The organism is Pseudomonas sp. GW704-F2 (assembly GCF_059423025.1).
The window spans coordinates 268701-290242 of record NZ_JBWKXO010000002.1; the positions used below are offsets into that span (position 1 = coordinate 268701).

The window sequence follows — 21542 nt, forward strand, 5'->3', positions numbered from 1 at the left end:
AGCTTCTATGCATAACAAGATCCACAAGCGCGACAGCTTGCGCATTGACCCGCCCGAAACTTCATCCAGACGCGCCGATTGGCGGTGCCTGATCGCCCTGACCTGCTTGCTGGCCCCGGCGCCAGGCGCCCTCGCCGCCATCCCCGCCGAATGGAAGAACACGGCATACGCCTATGAAGCCCAGCACAAGCCGTTACGTGAAGTCCTGGAAGATTTTGCCCAGACCTTCGGTACCCAACTCCAGATCGAGGGCCTGCTGGAGGGCAACGTCAACGGCAAGATACGCGCCAATACCCCGCAGTCGCTGCTCGACAGGCTGGGCGTTGAACACCGCTTCCAGTGGTATCTCTACAACAACACCCTGCACATCAGCACCCTTGATCAGCAAGAGTCCGCACGCCTGGAGGTGTCGTCCGAAACCATTGCCGACCTCAAGCAGGCGCTGACCGATATCGGCCTGCTCGACAGTCGTTTCGGCTGGGGCGAATTGCCGGAGGACGGTGTCGTCCTGGTCTCCGGCCCCCGGCGCTATATCGAACAGATCAAGCAGTTCAGCAGCCAGCGCCGTTCACCGGACGAAAAGCAGAGCGTGTTGAGCTATCCGCTCAAGTTCGCCAACGCCGCGGACCGCCAAATGGAATACCGCAACGAAAGAATCACCATCCCAGGCGTAGCCACCATGCTGCGCGGGCTGCTCGACCCACGCAATCCCGCGATGCTCACCGGCATGACTCAGCGCTCCCCCGCGCAGTCCCAGCCCGCGCCCCTGACGCCGGCGTTCCCGCGCCTGAGCAACCCGCTGCTGGGGCAGATGCTCGGCACACCCGCGCCAACCGGGCCGGTGGACGCCGGCATAGCGCTGACGTCGCGGGCGCCGGTCAACCCCAGCCGAATCCGCGTCGAGGCCGATGTGCGCAACAACGCGATTCTGATCTATGACCTGCCGGAGCGTCAGGGGATGTACCGCGAGCTGATCAGTCAGCTCGACGTGGCGCGCAAACTGGTGGAAATCGACGCCATCATCCTCGACATCGAACGCACCCAATTACGTGAGTTCGGCGTCAACTGGGGCTTTCAAAACAGTCGCTTCCGCGGCGGGGTCAACATGGCGCCCGGCACCTCATCACAATTGTCGATCGAAAACCGCGACCGCTTTTACGCCGACGTGCGCGCCCTGGAAGCGCGCGGGCTGGCAACCATGGTCTCCAACCCATCGGTGCTCACCCTGGAAAACCAACCGGCGGTGATCGACTTCAACCGCACCCAGTACCTGACGGCCGGCAACGAGAACGCGACCATCCTGCCGATCACCGTCGGCACCAGTTTCCAGGTCGTGCCTCGCGTCATCACCAGCCGCGGTGGCCATCAGATCCACCTGGCGGTGGATATCGAAGACGGTAACTTCGACGAGTCCAACCCCGAACGCATCGGCCCCGATGTGCGTCGGGGCAAGGTCAGCACCCAGGCCGTCATGGCGGAAAAACGCTCCCTGGTGGTGGGCGGTTTCCATGTAACGAACAGCGCGGACAAGCAAAACAAGATCCCCTTGCTGGGGGACATTCCGTTGCTGGGCAAAGCGCTGTTCTCTTCGACGGAACGCCAGAACAACCGGCGCGAACGTTTGTTCATTCTCACCCCGCGCGTGATCGGCGATCAGTCCGACCCATCACGTTACTTGCCGCAGGCCGACCAGAGCGAGTTGCAGGCTGCCCTCAAACCCCTGGCACGGCGCTTGGCCCCACATCAGCCGGTGATCAACCGCAGCGACATCACCAGCATCCTGGCGCATCTGGTCAGCGGGCAAGTGCCCAAAGCCTTCAAGGCCGCACCAATGCCGCTGGCGTTGAATACGTTGTGTACCCCTCGCAAGTTGTTGGCGCTCAATACCGAGCGCAGCCAGTGGTATGCCGGCCCGCAGTTCAACGTGGCTGTGGTGGTGCTGCGCAATCAGTACAAGCGCAATGTCCGCATCGATGAAAAAGAATGCAGCAACTCCGAGACCCTGGCGGTCACCGTCTGGCCACGCGCCTGGCTCAAGCCGGGCGAAGAAGCCGAAGTGTTCATCGCCATGCGCCCGGTGGTGAAGGATGAACACCTGAGTGTGCCGCGCCCGTCCCTGCTCACGCCAACCCGGAAGACCACGCCATGAAGCCAAGACTGTTGTGCGCCACTCTGATGATTACCGCGTTGTTCATCAGCGGTTGCACCCCGACCTGCAAAGGGGACTCCTGCTCACGCCCACAATCGACCAGCGATAAGCTGGTGATCTGGTGGCCGCCGCACATGCGCGTCGAACCCGGCCCGGCCGGGGAGCGTTCGGACTATCAAACGGTGTCGCTGGAACGATGAACGCCGGGAGGGTGCCGGACGATGAGCGGCATCGGCAGGCATTCTTCGATAGCCTGGTGAGCGGCGATGCCGCTCACCTGCCGTTGTGCCTGGGCATCGCCCTGCACACACGGCACGCCAACGCCCGCCCGGGGTTGGCATTGCACATCAGCCAGGCGGCCTTGCAAGCCGGGCAACTGCAACGCGTGCTGGAACGCCGCTTCGATCAGGCAGTGGTATTTGATGGCTGCTATATCTACCTCGATGCCCAGGGCGCACTGGTGATCTGGCACGCCCTGCCCGCCGAGCTTCAGGCCGTGGATCAAGTCCTCAGCCGAATGCTGTCGCTGGCCGACCTCGACGCCTTGGATGGTTTCGCCAACCGCTGATCAGCGCTGCTCCAGCTCCGGCAACTCGAGGGTTTCACGCTTGGCCTCATCGTCGAGGTCGCGCAAGGTACGGTAGATCAACGCCACCGCGTGCAAGGTCTCGCGCGGAATGCCCGCCCCCAGTTTTGCCTCGTACAGCGTGCGCGCCAACCATACGCATTGAATCACCGGGACATCCGCCGCCTTGGCTCGATCAATCAGCTTACGCGCATTCGCGTCCGTGCCCTTGGCCACCAATTTTGGCAGCGGCGTTTGGCCGGGGCGGTAATACAACGCGACGGCAAAGTGCGTCGGGTTGACCACCAGCATGTCCGACTCCTCCAGCTTGGGCAGCTTGACCTTGGGTTCTTCCTGGGCCAACTGATAAGCCAACGAGCGCCGCTGGCCCTTGACGTGGGGATCGCCCTCCATGTCTTTGTACTCTTTGACCACCTCGACCTGAGTCATACGCATGCGCTTGGCAAAAAAGTACTTCTGCAACGTCAGGTCAATAAGCGCCAGCACCAGCAGCACCCCCAGACACGCATGCAACAAGTGCCGAAAGAGTGTGATCAGCGCGAGGATGTAGCTTTGCAGATCGCTGTTGGCAAGGTTGATCAGGGCCCCCAGCGACGGGCCAATCACCACGTACAGTATCAAGCCCAGGAGCAATGACTTGCCGATGCCCATCAACAAGTTCATGAGGGATTGGGCGGAGAACATCTGCTTGAGCTGGGTGAGCGGGTTCAACCGGTTGAAGTCCAACTTCAGGGATTCGGGGGCGAACAGCAAGCCGAACTGCATCCAGCTGCTGATCAGCTTCACCCCGATCGCGACCCCGACCATCAGCAGGCCGAAGGAGAAAAACAACACCAGCGCCTCCGTCAGCACTTCTTCCAGGGCGCGCGCAAAGGGTTGCCCTATGCGCGCCAGCGGCAGTGCGATCATCTGCTGGAAGCGCTGCATGCTGGTGTCGGCCGTGAACAAGGCGATCTCGCTCAAGGCCGTCAGCACCAACAACTTACCCACGTCCTGGCTCTGCGCGACTTGGCCTTTCTTGCGCTGGTCACGCAGTTTCTTGGCACTGGCGGGGTGTTTCTTTTCCCCTGAGTCACTCATGTAAAAGGCCCCTTGAACAGCAGGCCCAGGGAATGCTTGAGGTCACTCAGCAGCGCCATGCGCCCGACGATCAAGTCCTGCAGCAGGGCGAAATACAGCAGCAGAATACCGATGCCGGCCAGGCATTTGATCGGCGGGGCCAGCGTACTCACCTGCAGTTGCGGGCTGTAGATCCCCAACAGTGCCACGCCGAACTCGAGCAACAGCAGTACGGCGATAAAGGGCGCGGCGTACAGCATCATGTGAGTGAAGGTGTCGCCGACCAACTCGACAAACACACTGAGGCCATTGGCCGCCGGCAACGGAAACCACACGGTCGGCGGCCAGATCAGGTAGCTGTCCCAGATCACCTGGGTCAGCGCGCCAAGACCCAGGCTGGCCATCAATAAAAAAATCGCCAGTTGCTTGAACAAATGCCCGATCGGCGTGGCGTCGGGGCCCAGCGACGGGTTGAGTTGACCGCCGGCCAAAGCCCCGCGCTGGTTGTCCAGCAGCGCCCCGACCGACTCGAACATCCAGAACGGCATCGACAGCAACACCCCCAGCAAAACGCCCAGGATCGCCTCTTTGAGCACCAGCGCGCCCAACATCATCGCGGAGAGTTCCTGCCCCATCAGCGCCGCATGAATACCCGGCGCGGGCATCAACGCCATGACCATCACCACGGCGTGCCTGGGCATGCCGCGGATGTGCTGGAAACAGAACGCCGCGACCAGAAAAGCGCAGGGGTAGATGCGTGCCATGCCAATCAGCAGGCTTGGCAGTAAATCAAGATAGAGCAGCATGGGCACGCCTCAATTCAAGGCCGAACGGGCGATCATGTCGAACGTCAGGTTCATCAACTGGACCAACTCCAGGCCAATCCAACGCCCGGTCACCACCAACGTGACGCCAACGGCGACCAGCTTGACGCCGAAAGGCAGCGTCTGGTCTTGTATCTGCATCAGCGCCTGGATCAGTGACGTCAGGACGCCCACGATCACCGCGACAATCAGCGGCGGCGCCGTCAGCACCACCACCAGCAGCATGCCCTGTTTGAACAGTACGATCGGTTCCATAGGCAGCTCAGAGATAGGAAAGGAACAGGCTGTCCAGCAGCCGCGACCAGCCGGACACCATCACAAACAGCAGTAATTTGAGCGGCAGGGAAATGGTCATGGGCGAGACCATTTGCATCCCCAGCGCCAGCAGCAGGTTGGAGACAATCAGGTCGATCACGATAAAGGGGATGTAGATCAAGAAGCCGATCTCGAACCCCGCCTGCAACTGCGACAACACATACGCCGGGATCAGCAGGATCAGGTCTTCGCGCTGGACCTCCTGCGCCATGGCCGGCGGCCACATGCGCGCGGTGTTTTCCAGCAGGTGGGTGAGGATGTCCGGGTCACTGTTGCGCACCATGAACGTCCGCAACGGCTGCACCGCCTCAAGCCCGGTCTGTTGCAGCGTGCTCACGTTGCTCAAGTCCAGGGGCGATACCTTGACGACCTCCGCGATCTCATAGCCCACCGGCGCCATGATGAACAGGGTCGCCGCCAATGCGATGCCGTTGATGGCCATGCTGGGCGGCACCTGCTGCACACCGATCGCGTTGCGGGTGATCATCAGCACAATCACGATCTTCAAGAACGCGGTGCAGACGATCAACAGCATGGGCATCAACGACAAGGCCCCCACGAACACGGCCAGGACAATCGGGTCTACGCCTTGAAAACTCATCGGGAAAAAATCACACGAGACATCTGCAACCCCAGGCGACCGTCCACCTCCACCAATTGCCCCACGCCCAGCGGGCGGTCGCCGTAATACAACCCGGCCATGCCCGGCGCATACCCGGAAATGCCCAGCACCGCGCCGGGCGCCAGGTTGCGCAGCTCGCCGAGGGTCAGGTTGAGCGTGCCGCATCGCACATTGAGCGCCATGCTCAGTTCGTCGAACGGTTCATGCCCGAAGACATCCACCACCGGCGTGTCGTCTTCATGCCCTGCATAGGGCGGTGTTGCGAAATCCTCTTCCAAAGGCGCTTCCTCGATCGAAGTAAGGGTCAGGCAGACAGGCCCGGATTCATCATCAATAAACACGCACAGGCGCTGCCTGCCGACCTGCACATGGCCGTTGCCATGGGCTTGGAAATACACCTGCTCGAACATCAGCACATCGCCGGCGCGCAGGCCGCGCAATTGGCTGAGGGGCACGCGCAGGCGCCCGATCGTCACGGGCAGCGCCAACTGAAAACGCGTCGGCATCGGGCTGGCCATGCGGCGCCACGGCCCGGCCTCGCACAACGCCAGAAAGCTCTCGGTCGACAGCCACAGATAGCCCACCACGTGGGAAGCGCCGAGCGTCACGCACAACCGGCAACCGAAGTTCAATGGCCGGGCAGAGGGCAATAGCCGCAGATGCCCCAACAGCGCCCGCACCTGGGCACTCAAATGATGTTGAAACAGGGCCCAGAACCAGGAGTCCGGATCGTTGCCCGCCTGCGCCAACGTCACCGGGCATTCGCCCAGCAAGCTGAATTGCGGCCCCGGTTCACTGAACCCCAATACGCCGCAGGCTGTTTCGAAACAGAGCGGCTGGACGCCCATGGGGGCCGCCCCGGGCTCCAGCCGCAACTCTCCGCGCAGCTCGCCAACCTGGTACGACATGCGCAATCCGCGCCCCAACCGTCGCCGGGCCGCCGCCACATCGCCCTTGACCGTGGGTAACGCCAGGGAGGGCATCATCATGCCAGCGCCGTATGTGCCAAATGCACGCTGACCGGCCGTGCCAGGCTCGCGGCGAGCCTTTGCTCGAACTGTTGCCGTACCCCGCTGAGCCAGCGCGTCGTGCCCTCTCGCTCGGCGCGCAACTCGACCCTCCAGGCGCCCTGCTCTCGGCCGATGCTGCTGTCGATCCGCCCCAGGTGCGGCAAATACAAGACCGCCGTCAGCGGCCACTGCGACACGCCGTCCATCCGCGAAACCAATTGCTCGCTCAACGCATCGACCCTGGCGGTTTCCCCCGAAGCCTTGATTCCGGCCAGGAACTGCCATTGGCTCGCGTCGTCGCTGTCATCATTCAACAACTGGGCAAACAGCCGTGGCTCCCAAGGCGCCAGCGCGTCGATTGCCGGCACACGGTCGCCCCAGAACTCAAGCGGGTACTGGCGCTCAGACGGGTTGACTGAAACGTGGTTCATAGCGGTTCCTGCGCGAGTAAATGGGAGAGTTCTTGGATTTTTTCCACCTGACGCAGACACAAGGTCACGTGCTTTTGCGCACTGCCGACCTGCACCGCCTGCTCTTCGCGTTGCCCTTGCAGGGTCTTCAACTGGCTTTCTTCGCGGCGGGTGCCGGCCGACAAGTGCTGCTCCTTGGCGCTCCAGGTTTTCAGCGCCTTGAAGGTCACCACCTGGCCCTGGTGTTCACTCAACAGTTGCGCGGATTGCCGGGCCTCTTCCTGGCGCGTTTGCTCCAGCGTCTCCTGGGCCTGCTGGATATGCACCACCAGCGTTTGGTGCGCCCGCTTGGCCTCCCGCAGCGCCCGCTCGGCGCGGTCTGCGCGGTATCGACGCAAGCGCCGCAAGGTGTCGATGTCACTCGGCAATACGTCAGAAAGGGACATAGGCAGTCAGCTCCATCAGGTGATCCAGGGTCGAGGCGATGGGCGAGGGTTCACGCAGGTCCTGGCGCAGGAAGTCATCCACCGCCTGGCGGCTGTCCACGGCCAGATCGGTCAGCGCATCGTTGCCGGGCTGGTACTCGCCCAACTTGAGCATCAACTCGATCTGCTGGTAAGCCGACAACAGGCGGCGCAACGCCGTGCCCGACTGGATGTGCCCAGGCTCGGCAACGTTGCTCAAAATTCGTGAAAGGCTGGCCAGCACATCCACTGCCGGGTAGTGGCCCCGCTCGGCCAGCTTGCGAGACAGCACGATATGGCCGTCGAGCAGCGAGCGAACTTCATCGGCCACCGGATCGCTCATCGAGTCCTGCTCGATCAGCACGGTGTAGATCGCGGTGATCACGCCTTCGCGCGTCAACCCGGCGCGCTCCACCAAGCGCGGCAACAAGCTGTACACCGACGGCGGCAAACCACCGCGGCCCAACGGTTCGCCGGCGGCCAGGCCGATTTCACGCTGGGCCCTGGCGAAACGGGTCAACGAGTCGATCAGCAACAACACCCGCTTGCCCTTGCGCCGGAAACCTTCGGCCAGCGCCGTCGCCGTGAACGCGGCACGCGCGCGCTCCATGCTGGAGCGGTCGGACGTGGCACACACCAGCACGGCCTTGGCACGCAACTGGTCATCCAGTTCGTGATCGAGGAACTCGCGCAATTCGCGGCCCCGTTCACCGATCAGGCCGAACACAATCACATCGCATTCCACGTTACGGGCGATCTCGGCCAACAACGTGGTTTTGCCACAACCGGCGCCGGCGAACAGCCCGACACGCTGGCCCTCGCCCAACGTCAGCAAGCCATCGATCGAGCGCACGCCGGTGGCCAACGCACGACTGATGCGCGGGCGCTCCGTGGGCAATGGCGCCTCGCACAACACCGTGGTCGCGTCGGGCGTATCCGCCTCGACGAACGCACTGGGGCCCTCGCCGGCAATCGGCCGACCAAAACCATCCAGCACCTGGCCCAACAGCTCGTCGCTGACCCGCACCCGGTGCGGCACCCCCAGGCGCTCCACCGCGGCGCCGACGCGCACCCCCTCCAGATTGCCCAGGGCACTGAGCACCGCATCCTGCTGATCGAACCCGATGATTTCGGCCAGCATGTAATCGCCAGGCTTTTTTTCGACCTGGCACAGATCACCGATACGCGCCTGGGGCAGCCGGCACTGCAACAGCATGCCGTTGACACGCTGGATACGCCCGCGCATCGACACCGGCGCGAAACGGGCCAGGCCCTGGGACTGAATCAATTGCCACGCGTCGAGACGCTCCTGCACCGTGCCGCTCACCAGCGCACCTCATAGCGTTGCGCGCCGTCGAACACCACCTTGCTGTTGTCGATCAGCACCAGCCGCAGGCCATCCACCTCATCGCCGACAAACAAACGGTCGCCGTGTTCCAACACCACATGACCGCTCGGCCCGCCGACGATCTGCAAGATCTTGAACGGCAGGATGTTGTCACGTACCCGCACACGACTGATCACCGGCACGGCGGTATCGAACTGTTCAGCAAAGCGGCTGAGCATGCGCGCCACGAGTTCGACCTCTTCCTGGGACACATCGCCATTGAGGGCGATCTGCCCATTGATCACCTGCAAGCCGACGCGATGGTCCAGCTCGCGCTCGCCGAGCATCTTGAGCAACTGCTGACGCACCTCGAGCGGTGAACCGAGGTTGGGCTTTTGCGGCTCGACGGGCATCAACGACGCCTGGGCCTCATGCTCGCCGGTGGACGCCATGCCGACCGCCACGATAATCACCGCACACACCAGCACCAGGCTGATCAGGCGCTTCTGCTGAAACGGCGGGATGGACGACAGCACCAGCGCGGGCGGCGCCTCCTGGCGCGGCTCGGCGGCTGGCGTGACCTGCGCGACCGCCGCCCGGGGCCAAGGCTGGTCGGCCAAGGCGACGCACAGGCGAATGCTGCCCAGCGAAAAAGGCGTATTGAGCGCCAGGTCGGCGATCTGTGCCAGCGCCTGCCCGGTGCTGCTTTGCAACAGCCCGGCTTCCGCCTGCACCGACCAGAACCCGTCGATCAACCGCAGCCGCGCATGATGCTCAACCACCCCAGCGTCGGTCAGCAGCAGGTCGGCGTCCGTGTGACAACCCAGGCTCCACTGCTCGCCAAACAACGGCAACGCAGCGCCCTGATTCAACCCCTCCAACACGCGCAGTTCAAACATCAGCAAGCCCTCCCTGGCGTGGGTTTGTACGTTGCACTCATGCTGCCGCTCCTCGCATCAGTTCGTCCTGGCCCAGGTCAAAGCGCCCCAGCACCTTGACCTTCGATGCACTTCCCAGCTCAGCAAACGACAGCACCGGCACATGGCTGAACTCTTCCAACAGCAAGGTCCGCAAGGGGCTGCGCAGATCCTGGGCGACCAACATCACGCGCTTGCTTTTGGGCCGCACGGCAAACGCTTGATTAAGCAGGTTGATCAGCGAAGCGCTGCTGTCGTTATCGAGGGCGAAGAACACCCCGGTCTGGGTCTGGCGCAGTGCCTCGCGCAGCACGTTTTCGGTCTGCGGCGACAACAGCCAGGCATGCAGGCCGTCCGCCTCGCTGTACTGGTGGAAAATCTGCGATTTAAGGGCGATGCGCGCGTAGTCCGCCAAGGCGTCCGGCTCACGTTCATGCTGGCCGTACTCGATCAGCGACTCGACGATCAGGCGCACGGCACGCAACGGCACGCCTTCCCCCGCGAGGCGCTGCAGCACCGCCGAGAAGCGCGACAGCGGCATGATCCGTTGCAGCTCCTGCACCAGCTCCGGCTGGTTGTGCTCAAGCCAGCCGAGGATCGCCTTGCTCTCCTGAATCCCGAGAAACTGAGGGCCGCTGAGCATCATGGCCTGCTTCATGCGGTCGATGATCAGGCTGGTGGCGCTGAAGCGTTCCAACTGCGGGTCATCCAGCAGCGGATCGTCGGGCGGCAGCCAGAGCCAGTCCTGCTCGTCGCGCTCGGGCAACCCCGGCACCGCGTGGGCCGGCTCGGACGCCAGCGCCTTGCGCTCCACCGCGACGAGCGTGACCACCGACGCCTTGATCATCGGCACTTCGTGAACGCAAAAACGCATCTCATCGTCGGCCAGCGAGGCATCGAGTTCGACCTCGAACGGCGGCAGCGTCAGACCGATATGGGCCACCATCGCGTTACGCGCCTGACGGATCCCGTGGATCAGTTCCGTGACCTCGGGCGAGCCTTGCAGAACCGGGGAGAACTGCAACAGGTACGGCCGCGACGGATCGAACCCGCGCAAATCCTCGTCGCCGTTGTCCTCGGGGCGCACCGCCTCGGTGGCTTCGGCTTCGGGCTGTTCCTCGCGTTGGCGTTGGCGCATCAGGTAATAACCGAGGGCGCCGGTCATCAGCGAAATGAGGATGAACACCACGGTCGGCATGCCAGGCAAGGCGGCGAAAGCCAGCATGCCCACCGACGCGATCATCCAGCTCTTGGGCTCGCTGGTCATCTGCCGGGCAATTTCCGCGCCCATGTTATTGGCACCCTTGCGCCCATCCGGCGCCGCACGGGTGATGATCATGCCGGCGGTCAGGGAGATCAGCAGCGCGGGGATCTGCGCAATCAGGCCGTCACCGATGGTCAGCACCGAATACAGCGCCATCGAATCGCCGGCGCTCATGCCGTGCTGGAACATGCCGGTGGAAAACCCGCCCAACAGGTTGATCACCACGATGACCAGCCCGGCAATCGCATCGCCCTTGACGAACTTCATGGCGCCGTCCATTGCGCCGAACAACTGGCTCTCGCGGCCCAGTTGTTCACGCTTGTCGCGGGCCTGGCCGCCGTCGATCAAGCCGGCGCGCAGATCGCTGTCGATGGACATCTGCTTGCCCGGCATCGCGTCGAGGCTGAAGCGCGCCGCCACTTCGGCCACCCGTTCCGAGCCCTTGGTAATCACCAGGAAGTTGACGAGCGTGAGGATCATGAAAATCACCAGCCCCACCGCCAGGTTGCCGCCCACCACAAAGTTGCCGAACGCTTCCACGATATCGCCCGCGTCCTGCTCCAACAGGATCAAGCGCGTGGTGGCAATCGACAGCGCCAGGCGAAACATGGTGGTCAACAGCAGAATCGAGGGAAAGGAAGAGAACGCCAACGGCCCGGGCAGGTACAGCGCCAGCACGATCAACAGGCAGGAAATACAGATATTCAGCGCGATCAGAATATCCACCAGCCAGGTCGGCAACGGCACGATGAAGATGAACACAATGGCCATGACCACCACCGCGCCCAAGACTTCGGCACGCCGCGCCACCTTGAGCAACGCAGCGTTGATGGTCGCCAGCACCGTCATGCGTTCCCCCTCGACTCGCCGGCAATGCGGGGGCTGCCCCGCTCCACGCGCGCGAACTCGTCCATCACCAACAAGAATTTGTGCAGCGCCTCCTGGCGCCCCCGGCTGTCACGCCACAAGGTCTGCGGCAGGCGCTGGATCACCGGGTACAGGGCGTTGAGGGACACCAGTTGGCCGCTCGCCAGCTCGCCACCGAGGTCTTCGGCCAGGCGCAATACCTCGCCCGAATCGACACCCGTGGCGGTATACCCCAACAGGCGCTGCAACAGACTTACCGAGTCCTGATCGGTGCTCAAGCGCTGCAGCAATGCCTGGCAATTGGCTAACGCCCCGCCCAACTGAGCGCAGCTTTGCAACCCCAACAGCAGCGTGCGCAACTGCGCCGTGGGCACCGAAGGCGAGTGGGCGGCGATGTCATCGGCCAGGGCCCGGCGCATCACGTTGAGGCCGTCTGCGAAGCGGTCCCCGCCGAACAGCCCCAACAACGATTGCATCATCGAGGTCAGGGATTGGCGCGTGACCACACTGGCGTAATACAGCCCACGCACGGCCTGGCGCTCTTGTGGGTCGCCGGCGGCCTGCTCCAGCACGGCGGCAATGTTCAGGCCGGCCTGGATCTCGCCCCTGTAGCGCACCTGCAACCGATCGATCGCCTCTTGCGCCAAGGCCACGTCGGCGGCGCGGGCTTCGGCTTGCGCGGCCACATACTTGAGCACCACGAACGCCCGCGCCGGGTCGCCGCCGGTCAGCGCCAGCCACTTGTCCGCGCTGACGTTGTGCGCCAGTTGCGAACGCACCCGGCGCGCCATGGACGCGATGGTCTCCTGGGCCGGATGGCCAAGCTGATCATAGAGCCGCACGAGCTGCTCGACGGCAGGCACCGCCAGGCCCATCGAGCGCCGGTTCAACGCTTGATTGTTGAGCGCGACTTCCTGATTGAAAACCTGCGCAACCTCATCGAAACCCGTCGCCACGGCCGCTGTTTTTTCAGGGCTGACGCGGGGTGGGTCCACGCGTTGGAGCGGTTGCACATCGTTGATCGATTCGACTTTCATGGGGCAGGCCAGGACAAAGAGATTGTGTCCCTATGTGGCAAACGCTGGCTTTACGGTTCCAACAAATTTCCCCTCTGCGGTGTTTTGAAATTACCGGCACAAACCCGCCTGGGCTTTTGCAAGAAACCGCACAAAACCCTCCGGACAAAAAATATTTATTTATATAAATCAACACCTTGCGATTTTTTTCTGTTTGGCACAGCCGGTGCTAAAGGGGTTCCCATCGAAACCATTTCGATCGCGCCCACCCTGAGGAAAAAATCATGGATATCCCTATTGGTGCTTTAGCTCACTTTGTTGGCGACTCGCCTCAATTCATGCTCCACCTGACGGACGACCAGCAAAAAAAACTCCGGCGCTTCATCCACAAGCGCGTACTCAACCCGGAAGATGCGGACGATATTCTGCAGTTGACGTACCTGGAGGCCTGGCGCAGCAGGGAGCGTTTCAGCGGCCAGGCAACCCTTAGCACCTGGATGTGCGGCATTGCGCAGAACCTGATCCGCAACCACTTCCGGCGCATGTACGCCAAACCGGTGCATTGCGAATTCGATGAAGCGCTGTGGCACGGCCAGGAAGACAGCCAGAACCTGGATTGGGAGTTCGAGGTCAACCGCCGCCTGGAAAAAACCCTGGTCGCCATCAAGGACCTGCCCACCGAGATGCGCAAAACCCTGTACGCCTCGCTGGAAACCGACGGCAGCTATCAGGACACCGCCGACGCCCTGGACATCCCCATCGGCACCGTGCGTTCACGCCTGTCCCGGGCCCGCGAACACCTCAAGCGCGCCACCCGCAACCCGTTGCAACCGTAGTCCAGCCTAGCTGGCAACCGTTGGGCGAGAGGGATATCTGCCCAACCGTATCAGACCTTTTTCGTGCGCGGCAGCAAGATCGCCAGCAGCCCGAACAACGGCAAGAACGCGCATAAACGGTACACGTACTCGATGCCGTGACTGTCCGCCAGGTGCCCCAGCAGCGCCGCCCCGATCCCGCCAAACCCGAACATCAGCCCGAAGAACACCCCGGCGATCATCCCCACATTGCCCGGCACCAACTCCTGCGCGTACACCACAATCGCCGAGAACGCCGAGGCCAGTACAAAGCCGATGATCACGCTGAGCACGCTGGTCCAGAACAGGTCCACATGGGGCATCAACAACGTGAACGGCGCCGCGCCGAGGATCGAAAACCAGATCACCGCCTTGCGCCCGATGCGGTCGCCAATCGGCCCGCCAAAGAACGTGCCCGCCGCCACCGCGCCGAGGAACAGAAACAGGTGCAACTGCGAGCTGGCCACCGACAGGTCGAACTTCTCGATCAGGTAAAACGTGAAGTAACTGGTGATGCTCGCCATGTAGAAATACTTGGAAAACACCAGCAGCCCGAGCACCACCAGCGCCGCCATCACGCGCCGTTTCGACAAGCCATGCGTCGCCGCCTGACCGGCCTTGAGCTTGAACAGGTTCAAGTGCGTGCGATACCAGCGGCTGATCGCATACAGCAGCACCAACGCAAAAACCGCGAACAGGCCGAACCAGGCCACATTGCCCTGGCCGAACGGAATGATGATCGCCGCCGCCAACAACGGGCCGAACGCCGAACCCGCGTTGCCGCCGACCTGGAACGTCGACTGCGCCAGGCCATAGCGCCCGCCCGACGCCAGCCGCGCCACGCGGGACGCCTCGGGGTGAAAGGTCGACGAACCGATCCCGATCAACGCCGCCGCCAGCAAAATCAGCGGGAAGCTGCCGACCTGGGACATCATCACAATCCCCACCAGGGTGCAGACCATCCCGCACGGCAACAGAAACGGCTGGGGATGCCGGTCGGTGTAATAACCCACCCACGGCTGCAACAGCGACGCGGTGAGCTGGAACGTCAGGGTAATCAGTCCGACCTGGGTGAACGTCAGGCCATAGCTGGCCTTGAGCATCGGGTAGATCGAGGGCAGCACCGACTGGATCAAGTCATTGATCAAATGCGCCAGCGCCACCGCGCCGATGATCCGCATGACCAGCGGGCTGGTCTGCCCGGCGGCGGGGGAATTGCTAAGAGCCATAAGAGGGTTCCGTACAGCGGGGGAATGCACAGGTGCAGGTGCGACAATGTGCCACTTTTGCCCATGGCAAGGCTATCCCGTTAGGGAGCTAACGACTGTAGCGGTCACGCTTTGTAAAAGGCCAGCAGGGTGGATCGCTTTAATTTGAAGGATGTTTCCTAGACAATCCCCGGCGCCTTGTGCCTGTGGAAACCGCTGGCTAGTCTTCGATCCGTCACTGGAATCAGTGATCGGGTTTAGCAGCCCGTTTCAATAGACGCATGGTTCATGTCACCGCTTATGGTGGCTGTGCGTGGGGCGCCTTCGGGTGCGCTGGTTTTCCTATTGACCGGTCTGCTAACCCGCGTACAGCTACCACCCCTCGTTTAGCAGCGTGGGGGGTCGCTCTCTCGTTCAATAGGAGCTACACCATGACCAAAGCACTCCCCGATCCCCCGGTCGACTGCCTCGCCGTCAACGAACACCTCAGCTTCGAAGACGCCCAGCTCTACATCGCCCACCTGATCCACAGCGCCTCGGCCACCGTGCTGGACTGCGGCGACCACCTGCCCCCCCACGACCGCGCCAAAATCCACGCCGTGTGGCACCTGCTGGAAATGGCCAAGACCGTGGTCGACCGCTCCATCGACTGCATGCCCCGCACGTCCTGACAGCCAACGCCGATCAAATGTGGGAGACCGGGGCGTGCCATAAAGACCTGCAAATCCCCCTGCCACCCGTCGGCCCAGCCAGGGCTTTTCGTTAAACAATTGAAAGCGTAGATAAAAATTCAATAAAAACGCTTGACGCTTTGTCGTTCTCCGCGAATAATGCGCGCCACTTGGCTACATAGCTCAGTTGGTTAGAGCATAGCATTCATAATGCTGGGGTCCGGGGTTCAAGTCCCTGTGTAGCCACCAAGTACCGATCCATAGACGTCTACAGCAGTCTATGAATCACCTCAAGAAGCCCGCCTCGTGCGGGCTTTCTTGTTTCTGGCTGTTCAGCTCTGTCTATGCCTATCCGGCCATGCTGCAAAAATAACTGCGATCATTGCTGAGTTGGGTAATTGCACGGACTTGCCCACCCATTTGCATTCGACCGGACCAGTCATTTGCATCGGATTTGACCAGCACGACTCGTGGGCATGACCGGCAGAAATCGGCCGATTGTGTTGAAAAAGTCGGCTTCGGTTTCCACGGCAGAAAAGTGCGCGTCTGAGATTGAAATCTGTGTTTAGCGCAGAAGGTTCAGGACTCAGATTTGACGTAGCGGCGTGCAAAAAAGGCGCTTTCACCGCTCAATGCATGGGTCACCAGGCCGGGTCGACTTTTTCAACACAATCGGCCAGAAGCGGACTTTGCGAACACATTAAATAAATCTGTGCCCTTATCGCTGTTTCGACATCGACGCTCGAACGGTTAGCAAACTGCCTAGTCGCACCTGCTCGTCGTGTTTACGCAGCGCCTCGGTATCGAGCTTAGCCGTCCGGGCATCGACGCATTGATTTGACTCCATCTGCTCAGCTACGTGATGTAGCCACCGACGGTTATTCCTGCCCCGACGAGCATCGCCCCTCCCCAGGTAACGATATTCCTAGCCTTGCAATGAACTCTCGAAGGCCTGTCACTTAGATCTGGCTTCATCCAATCACCTTATCCATGGCAAAAGTGAATTCGCACCCTTCACGCATTATTCGTTTTTTCAAAATTTTACTAGACAACCAGCACTCACCCACCTAGCTTCTAGGTAGTGGCTTTTTGCCAAAAAAAACAAAACTTGCTGCAAGGCTATTTAATCAATCGAATTAAGTGCCTCAATTTTAGATGGTTGAGGCATTTCAACCAAGCTGGCTTATTTTTTTGTATTTAAGGAGCGAAGATTGAAGAAAATTGACCTCCATATGCATACCATCTCCACAATCAGCGACTCACACTTCGAATTCTCACTAGAGAAACTTAAAGAATATGTTGAGCTAGCAGAGTTAGATGCTATCGCCATAACGAATCATGACATTTTTGACCTTGCTCAGTTTAATGAAATTTGTGAGGCACTAAACTGCGTTGTCTTTCCCGGCATTGAGATAAACTTAGACGCCGGGCACCTCCTTCTAATTTCAGAAAACCATGACCTTGAAGGCTTTCAACTTAAGGCGAATGAAGTAGCTAAGAAAGTGGTAGCAATCGGCGACTCAATCAATGTCGATGATTTGATGCGAATTTTTGGTGATCTTAACAATTATTTGCTAATCCCCCATTACGAAAAGAAGCCAAGCCTTCACGCAGAAACTATTAAAAGACTTAAGGATGTTATTTCTGCAGGTGAGGTCGACAGTCCTAAAAAATTTGTTCGCATGTCAAAAGATGAGACCGAACTTACACCAGTAATCTTCAGCGACATGCGATTTTACGTGGGGATGACTAAATTTCCAACAAGGCAGACTTACATAGATTGCGGAGATACATCATTAAAGTCGTTGAAGTTTGCCTTGCGCGACAGGAACAAAGTGTCTCTTTCCGAGCTTGATGGAAATTCAATTTTCCAAGTATTTGAGGATGGGCAATGCCTCTCAACTGGCCTAAATGTAATTCTTGGCGCTAGATCTTCGGGAAAAACCGAAACCTTAACCCAGATAAACAATAGCTGCGAAAATGTAAAATACATCCCTCAATTCTCTCTTGTACAAAGAGACGATGCCAACTACGAAAAAGAATTCAATGCAGATGTAACGCGCAAGAAAAGTATTTTTTCAGACAAGCACCTAGCTCCCTTCAAAACCGTATTAGACGATGTATTGAGTATCGACACTGAAGCCAATAAACGACGAGTCGCAGATTACTTAGATACTCTAATGAAGTCGGCTGAAGAGGCACAGAAATTTGATTCATTTTCCAGGGCTTCATTATTCAATGAAACCTTATTCGACTTAGATGAGCACGCATCGCTCACCGAACTTGTCGGCTCAGTAAGGCAGCTGATAGAAAATATTGAATTTAGAGACGTCATAGACAAGTATATCGATACAAGCGCCCTAAAGGCACTCGCCTGCGAATTAATAGTCATCTTGTGGTCCAAAGCCTACGAGAGAAAAAAGAAAAGCTTGGTAAATGACATTGTTCGCGAGGTTAAAAGCAAGCTCCAACTAAAGACCTCAGCAACTCAGATCAAAGATGTTGACCTTTATCGAGTCATGTTCGAGCACAAGAAACTTCTGAAGTTTAACGAAATCACCAAGCTGCTTCAGGAAGAGAAAACAATATACCAAGAAAGCTTTCAAGGGTTTAAGATCGTCTGTAAACAACGTGCGTTTCAAGGTGCAGGTGAAATCAAAAATGTTAGCGGCCAAAAGGTTGCTTTTAGTGATGCATTCAGAGATTACGCACATCCGGCCAAATACCTTTCCAGCCTGAAAGCAAACGAAGCATTCACTCCTTCAGAATTTTATAAATACTTTGCATGCATTGAGTATGAAATTTTGAACAAGGATGGCTTCAAGGTTTCTGGCGGAGAGCGTTCTGAATTTAGACTATTGCAAGAAATCAAGGATGCTCAAAACTTTGACTATCTGCTTATAGACGAGCCAGAGTCTTCATTTGACAATCTCTTCCTAAAGAGTGAAGTCAATCAAATGCTCAAAGAAATATCCAAAAGCATGCCAGTAGTTATTGTAACGCACAATAGCGTCGTAGGCGCGTCCATCAAAGCCGACTACATAATTTATACTGCCAAAGAACTTGAAGAAGAAAAGATAACATACAGAAGATATTCTGGACATCCTTCAAGCAGAGAATTAATCTCAACCGACGGTAAAAAAATTAATAATTTTAAAGTCACCATGGACTCTCTGGAAGCAGGCGAATCCGCCTACATGGAAAGGAAGACAGGATATGAAAATATTAAAAATTGAAAAAAGCCAAGGATACTATCGAGACATCGAAGGAAATTACGAAACCATTGATAAAATTGATAAAGCTGTCTTATTAGCACTCGTCAACCTAGCTCTTACCGACGATTTTGAAATTGATGAGTACAATGAAGAATATCTAAAAAACCAAGCTCACCAGATAATTTACAGAAGCATTAGCAGCAAGTTAATGGATTTGCATCGGAGGCGAAATCAATTTCGCGACGAGTCCGATCGGCTATATCTAGAAGAGTACGAAAAATACAAGGCTTGACGGCACTACATTTGTCTTGTCGCAAAGTTAGCTGGTTTGTTACAAAGCGCGGCGCGATGCGCCGCCATTCCAACAGAGGCATTGAAGTAAAAATTAAAGATTTGTATCTTCTGGCTATAAAAACAAGCTCCATATTTAGGACTTATTTCAGTTCTCCGCCTATATCTTGACCATTCCCGTTGCCTCGCCAACTCGCCTTATTGCGCCTCTTCGGAATGAAGACGACGTGACACTTATTGTCCCACTTCGTGTGAGCAAGGCTCGATTGGGTTTACCCTATCTCTTAGTAGAGACAGAAGGTTCCCGATGACAGCATCACACGATCAAATCTCAAGAAGTGCACCGGCCTAGCCGGGGGATTACCTTGTTTATTTATGAGGTTGTCGTCCGCTTCTGGCCGATTTGTGCCGGTTATGATTGACCGACATCGACCCAAAGCAGTCAACTCACTAAACGCATGTTCCACCGACAAAGAATGGGATTCGCTGAGTTTCCGCCTCGCTCATTACTCGCCAATCATTTGGCAAAATACCGTACTCGAACTCGGCGCTTTCCAGTGCCTCATCCAATCCAAGCATCAAGTGGTCGCCTTCAATTTGGAGTTCTCCGTAGTCCTTAAAGCGTATCTCCAGATACACCAGGTCATCGTCTTCGGCCTTCAGGCCGAAAAGCACGATAGCGGTAACGTCAGGTCGGAAATTGCTGATTTTCCTTACATAAGCAAATAGGTGATTTGTGTGCTGGGGCATGGCGTCGGCCGTATCTATTGATGGTGGGTTACTGCATTTTATATGACTGCTCCTTGGCGTCGGCTCAGCACAACCTCTCGCGCACAGCCCTCAACACCGCTTCGATGTGCCAGGTTTCGACGCCGATGGCGACTGCTTCGCCGGCATCAAGCACTAACTCGATTTGGGTGGTTATGCCTTGTTCGAGAAGCAGTCGCTGCGCGTCTTCAAGAAGCCTGCGTTTACCTGTGAGCCAAAGTCGTTGTTTGCCCGTCAGCAACGCAAGGGTTTGCGGATAGGTGCACTGCAGTTTTCGACGCAAATTGACCAGCGCCGGTTTGTCGCCTCGGTCAATTGCCGGGGTCAGTACATACTGGTTGCCCGACACTGCCTCCAGATCGTATTTGTCTTGCAGATACTCATCGACACTCATACAACTGACGACTGTCTCACGCTCGCCCGTCATGACGTTGATCAAGTGCGCGTTAACACCGACGTAGCAGAACTCCGTCATTCCGTGGACGACGTAATCCTCACTGTTGCTGCGAATAACCCAGTAATCACCGTTGGCGGAAAGCTCACATGACTGAATGACAAAACGCTCAGGTCTGCCATCTCTCATGACGCCGTCAAACAGGCCAAGCACGATTTCGCAGGCCTGCTCGGCGGTTAGCACGGCGTTGATCTCTGTCGCGCTTTGCCCAAGCCGAACAATGAACGCAGCCAGCCTGCCGACTTTCGTTCATAGAAGGGTGTGGTTTGTTTGAGGAAGTAATCGTTAAGGCCTGATTCCCCTTCGTGAACGCGATAGAGGTCAACGGGGTCGCCATCCGGAGCGGTATCCCCGGCAACGTTACCGGCTTCGCGCATGACCAGTTCAATATCTCCGTCCGCTTCGATACCAATGATCAGATGAGGCTTTTGATCAGACGATGCGTCATGCATCAACGCCAGAAATGCACGTTTTACGTTGCGATGTTTGGCGAGTAATTGTGTGAGCGAGTTGACCATCTTCGACGGATATTGCGACGGCTGTCCGAGCAGCACTTTGGTGTCTTTTTCGACCGTGCGCTGCATCGGCTTTTGGCCGATCTCGTCGGAGAGCAGATGGCGCACTTCCTCCGGGAAAAACTCTTTCCCGTAAGGAGACTTTGGATTGAGGAAAAGAGGGGTACCCAGTGTGATTTCAAACAGCGATCTGGCCGGGATCTCTACGTAGGACTCTTCGCTATCTATGGAAATTTGTAGTGTTTGCAACGAAGAAAAAAACGGGATGACAGCGGAGCCGTCAGGCTTTTGCCAATGCGCGATGCTGATGTTGCTACCAGCATCGAGGTTGACTTGCCCTTCGCCAGTGCCGGCAGTGCCAAGGACGTAGATAGTGGAATTCAACAGCGTCTTGAAAAAGTCAGGTCGATGGGCCGGTTCATCCGCCGCCAGCCTGAGTGATTTTTCAAGGGTGTTTTCTTGCTTGGTATCCATGATGTCCATCGGCAGTTCCATCAAAACAGACAAAAAGTGAGCGGCAAAGAGCGCGCAGTTTTTCACGCGACGGTGAAAACAGGAAGAACAGCAGGCTAATAAATCTGGAGCATACGGAGAGTCACCCTGAACGGTTTTCCAAGGATAGTTCCTCCATATCAGTGGTGGATGAAGAGCCAAATGCGGTTCGCCTCCAAGGGCAGCTTCTGGCCGACAGACGTCTATCATGACGGGCAGAAGCCGACCCGGGCTGACATCCTGA

General features: G+C 58.3%; 23 protein-coding genes and 1 tRNA gene. 9 read left to right on the forward strand and 15 right to left on the reverse strand.

The window, feature by feature from the left end; translation table 11 throughout:
- Positions 1–7 precede the first annotated feature (7 nt).
- From sctC to AC07W0_RS03095, 3 genes are read left to right on the forward strand one after another with little or no spacing between them, the layout of a single operon-like run.
- A complete protein-coding gene (sctC, locus tag AC07W0_RS03085; protein WP_102618064.1) occupies positions 8–2149 on the forward strand; it encodes a type III secretion system outer membrane ring subunit SctC in 2142 nt (713 codons plus the stop codon).
- Positions 2146–2349, forward strand: coding sequence for an HrpT family type III secretion system protein (gene hrpT / locus AC07W0_RS03090; protein WP_057005746.1), 204 nt, complete (start codon positions 2146–2148; stop codon positions 2347–2349). The genes sctC and hrpT overlap by 4 nt, the downstream gene beginning before the upstream one ends.
- Complete coding sequence (locus tag AC07W0_RS03095) at positions 2346–2717, forward strand: hypothetical protein (protein WP_017844419.1); 372 nt, start codon at positions 2346–2348, stop codon at positions 2715–2717. The genes hrpT and AC07W0_RS03095 overlap by 4 nt, the downstream gene beginning before the upstream one ends.
- Here AC07W0_RS03095 and sctU read toward each other — a convergent pair whose 3' ends face one another.
- From sctU to AC07W0_RS03150, 11 genes are read right to left on the reverse strand one after another with little or no spacing between them, the layout of a single operon-like run.
- Entirely contained in the window at positions 2718–3815 is a 1098-nt protein-coding gene (gene sctU / locus AC07W0_RS03100; RefSeq protein ID WP_017844420.1) for a type III secretion system export apparatus subunit SctU, read from the reverse strand.
- Complete coding sequence (sctT, locus tag AC07W0_RS03105) at positions 3812–4600, reverse strand: type III secretion system export apparatus subunit SctT (RefSeq protein WP_017844421.1); 789 nt, start codon at positions 4598–4600, stop codon at positions 3812–3814. Before sctT ends, sctU begins: the two co-directional genes overlap by 4 nt.
- A gap of 9 nt (positions 4601–4609) precedes the next feature.
- Positions 4610–4873 (reverse strand): type III secretion system export apparatus subunit SctS, encoded by a 264-nt coding sequence (gene sctS / locus AC07W0_RS03110; RefSeq protein ID WP_102618063.1) that lies wholly within the window; start codon positions 4871–4873, stop codon positions 4610–4612.
- Positions 4874–4880: 7 nt separating this feature from the next.
- A complete protein-coding gene (sctR, locus tag AC07W0_RS03115) occupies positions 4881–5534 on the reverse strand; it encodes a type III secretion system export apparatus subunit SctR (RefSeq protein ID WP_046384774.1) in 654 nt (217 codons plus the stop codon).
- The gene (locus tag AC07W0_RS03120) at positions 5531–6544 is read right to left on the reverse strand and encodes a FliM/FliN family flagellar motor switch protein (RefSeq protein ID WP_046488026.1); all 1014 of its coding nucleotides are present in this window, start codon (positions 6542–6544) and stop codon (positions 5531–5533) included. Before AC07W0_RS03120 ends, sctR begins: the two co-directional genes overlap by 4 nt.
- Complete coding sequence (locus tag AC07W0_RS03125) at positions 6541–6996, reverse strand: type III secretion system HrpP C-terminal domain-containing protein (RefSeq protein ID WP_017844425.1); 456 nt, start codon at positions 6994–6996, stop codon at positions 6541–6543. The genes AC07W0_RS03120 and AC07W0_RS03125 overlap by 4 nt, the downstream gene beginning before the upstream one ends.
- Positions 6993–7421 (reverse strand): type III secretion system stalk subunit SctO, encoded by a 429-nt coding sequence (sctO, locus tag AC07W0_RS03130; RefSeq protein WP_102618062.1) that lies wholly within the window; start codon positions 7419–7421, stop codon positions 6993–6995. Before sctO ends, AC07W0_RS03125 begins: the two co-directional genes overlap by 4 nt.
- Positions 7408–8766: a FliI/YscN family ATPase gene (locus tag AC07W0_RS03135; RefSeq protein WP_046384778.1), complete on the reverse strand. Its 1359-nt coding sequence runs from the start codon at positions 8764–8766 to the stop codon at positions 7408–7410. The genes sctO and AC07W0_RS03135 overlap by 14 nt, the downstream gene beginning before the upstream one ends.
- Positions 8763–9665 (reverse strand): FHA domain-containing protein, encoded by a 903-nt coding sequence (locus tag AC07W0_RS03140; protein WP_102618061.1) that lies wholly within the window; start codon positions 9663–9665, stop codon positions 8763–8765. The genes AC07W0_RS03135 and AC07W0_RS03140 overlap by 4 nt, the downstream gene beginning before the upstream one ends.
- Positions 9666–9702: 37 nt before the next feature.
- Positions 9703–11796 (reverse strand): type III secretion system export apparatus subunit SctV, encoded by a 2094-nt coding sequence (sctV, locus tag AC07W0_RS03145; RefSeq protein WP_017844429.1) that lies wholly within the window; start codon positions 11794–11796, stop codon positions 9703–9705.
- On the reverse strand, positions 11793–12656 hold the full coding sequence (locus AC07W0_RS03150; RefSeq protein ID WP_232591228.1) for a TyeA family type III secretion system gatekeeper subunit: 864 nt from the start codon (positions 12654–12656) through the stop codon (positions 11793–11795). The genes sctV and AC07W0_RS03150 overlap by 4 nt, the downstream gene beginning before the upstream one ends.
- Here AC07W0_RS03150 and AC07W0_RS03155 point away from each other — a divergent pair.
- Positions 12630–13139 carry a hypothetical protein gene (locus tag AC07W0_RS03155; RefSeq protein ID WP_256580891.1) on the forward strand — a complete coding sequence of 170 codons (510 nt, stop codon included), beginning with the start codon at positions 12630–12632 and terminating at the stop codon, positions 13137–13139. The two genes, AC07W0_RS03150 and AC07W0_RS03155, sit on opposite strands and share 27 nt — an antisense overlap.
- Positions 13115–13666 carry an RNA polymerase sigma factor gene (locus tag AC07W0_RS03160; protein ID WP_026139726.1) on the forward strand — a complete coding sequence of 184 codons (552 nt, stop codon included), beginning with the start codon at positions 13115–13117 and terminating at the stop codon, positions 13664–13666. Before AC07W0_RS03155 ends, AC07W0_RS03160 begins: the two co-directional genes overlap by 25 nt.
- Before the next feature lie 50 nt (positions 13667–13716).
- On the opposite strand, the gene AC07W0_RS03165 is transcribed toward AC07W0_RS03160, so the two are convergent.
- A complete protein-coding gene (locus tag AC07W0_RS03165) occupies positions 13717–14913 on the reverse strand; it encodes an MFS transporter (protein WP_046384781.1) in 1197 nt (398 codons plus the stop codon).
- Between the two features lie 410 nt (positions 14914–15323).
- Here AC07W0_RS03165 and AC07W0_RS03170 point away from each other — a divergent pair, with 410 nt between their 5' ends.
- The 4 genes from AC07W0_RS03170 (at position 15324) to AC07W0_RS03185 (ending at position 19070) form a co-directional block, all read left to right on the forward strand.
- The gene (locus AC07W0_RS03170; protein ID WP_017844433.1) at positions 15324–15563 is read left to right on the forward strand and encodes a hypothetical protein; all 240 of its coding nucleotides are present in this window, start codon (positions 15324–15326) and stop codon (positions 15561–15563) included.
- Positions 15564–15735: 172 nt separating this feature from the next.
- A tRNA-Met gene (locus AC07W0_RS03175) sits at positions 15736–15812 on the forward strand.
- A gap of 962 nt (positions 15813–16774) precedes the next feature.
- Entirely contained in the window at positions 16775–18799 is a 2025-nt protein-coding gene (locus AC07W0_RS03180; protein WP_102618059.1) for a phosphotransferase, read from the forward strand.
- Positions 18780–19070, forward strand: coding sequence for a hypothetical protein (locus tag AC07W0_RS03185; RefSeq protein WP_079442802.1), 291 nt, complete (start codon positions 18780–18782; stop codon positions 19068–19070). The genes AC07W0_RS03180 and AC07W0_RS03185 overlap by 20 nt, the downstream gene beginning before the upstream one ends.
- Positions 19071–19519: 449 nt before the next feature.
- Here the strand turns inward: AC07W0_RS03185 and AC07W0_RS03190 are convergent, their stop codons facing one another.
- The 3 genes from AC07W0_RS03190 to sseB form a co-directional block, all read right to left on the reverse strand.
- Complete coding sequence (locus tag AC07W0_RS03190) at positions 19520–19819, reverse strand: hypothetical protein (RefSeq protein ID WP_079442801.1); 300 nt, start codon at positions 19817–19819, stop codon at positions 19520–19522.
- Positions 19820–19883: 64 nt separating this feature from the next.
- Positions 19884–20474 carry a hypothetical protein gene (locus AC07W0_RS03195; protein ID WP_256580890.1) on the reverse strand — a complete coding sequence of 197 codons (591 nt, stop codon included), beginning with the start codon at positions 20472–20474 and terminating at the stop codon, positions 19884–19886.
- Positions 20468–21289: an enhanced serine sensitivity protein SseB gene (gene sseB / locus AC07W0_RS03200; protein WP_102618057.1), complete on the reverse strand. Its 822-nt coding sequence runs from the start codon at positions 21287–21289 to the stop codon at positions 20468–20470. Before sseB ends, AC07W0_RS03195 begins: the two co-directional genes overlap by 7 nt.
- Positions 21290–21542 lie beyond the last annotated feature (253 nt).

What these genes read in the sequence shown, in the direction of transcription:
- sctC (WP_102618064.1), top strand. Translation starts at nt 8, where the DNA reads ATGCATAACAAGATCCACAAGCGCGACAGCTTGCGCATTGACCCGCCC.
- hrpT (WP_057005746.1), top strand. Translation starts at nt 2,146, where the DNA reads ATGAAGCCAAGACTGTTGTGCGCCACTCTGATGATTACCGCGTTGTTC.
- AC07W0_RS03095 (WP_017844419.1), top strand. Translation starts at nt 2,346, where the DNA reads ATGAACGCCGGGAGGGTGCCGGACGATGAGCGGCATCGGCAGGCATTC.
- sctU (WP_017844420.1), bottom strand. Translation starts at nt 3,815, where the DNA reads ATGAGTGACTCAGGGGAAAAGAAACACCCCGCCAGTGCCAAGAAACTG.
- sctT (WP_017844421.1), bottom strand. Translation starts at nt 4,600, where the DNA reads ATGCTGCTCTATCTTGATTTACTGCCAAGCCTGCTGATTGGCATGGCA.
- sctS (WP_102618063.1), bottom strand. Translation starts at nt 4,873, where the DNA reads ATGGAACCGATCGTACTGTTCAAACAGGGCATGCTGCTGGTGGTGGTG.
- sctR (WP_046384774.1), bottom strand. Translation starts at nt 5,534, where the DNA reads ATGAGTTTTCAAGGCGTAGACCCGATTGTCCTGGCCGTGTTCGTGGGG.
- AC07W0_RS03120 (WP_046488026.1), bottom strand. Translation starts at nt 6,544, where the DNA reads ATGATGATGCCCTCCCTGGCGTTACCCACGGTCAAGGGCGATGTGGCG.
- AC07W0_RS03125 (WP_017844425.1), bottom strand. Translation starts at nt 6,996, where the DNA reads ATGAACCACGTTTCAGTCAACCCGTCTGAGCGCCAGTACCCGCTTGAG.
- sctO (WP_102618062.1), bottom strand. Translation starts at nt 7,421, where the DNA reads ATGTCCCTTTCTGACGTATTGCCGAGTGACATCGACACCTTGCGGCGC.
- AC07W0_RS03140 (WP_102618061.1), bottom strand. Translation starts at nt 9,665, where the DNA reads ATGTTTGAACTGCGCGTGTTGGAGGGGTTGAATCAGGGCGCTGCGTTG.
- sctV (WP_017844429.1), bottom strand. Translation starts at nt 11,796, where the DNA reads ATGACGGTGCTGGCGACCATCAACGCTGCGTTGCTCAAGGTGGCGCGG.
- AC07W0_RS03155 (WP_256580891.1), top strand. Translation starts at nt 12,630, where the DNA reads ATGGCCAAGCTGATCATAGAGCCGCACGAGCTGCTCGACGGCAGGCAC.
- AC07W0_RS03160 (WP_026139726.1), top strand. Translation starts at nt 13,115, where the DNA reads ATGGATATCCCTATTGGTGCTTTAGCTCACTTTGTTGGCGACTCGCCT.
- AC07W0_RS03165 (WP_046384781.1), bottom strand. Translation starts at nt 14,913, where the DNA reads ATGGCTCTTAGCAATTCCCCCGCCGCCGGGCAGACCAGCCCGCTGGTC.
- AC07W0_RS03170 (WP_017844433.1), top strand. Translation starts at nt 15,324, where the DNA reads ATGACCAAAGCACTCCCCGATCCCCCGGTCGACTGCCTCGCCGTCAAC.
- AC07W0_RS03185 (WP_079442802.1), top strand. Translation starts at nt 18,780, where the DNA reads ATGAAAATATTAAAAATTGAAAAAAGCCAAGGATACTATCGAGACATC.
- AC07W0_RS03190 (WP_079442801.1), bottom strand. Translation starts at nt 19,819, where the DNA reads ATGCCCCAGCACACAAATCACCTATTTGCTTATGTAAGGAAAATCAGC.
- sseB (WP_102618057.1), bottom strand. Translation starts at nt 21,289, where the DNA reads ATGGACATCATGGATACCAAGCAAGAAAACACCCTTGAAAAATCACTC.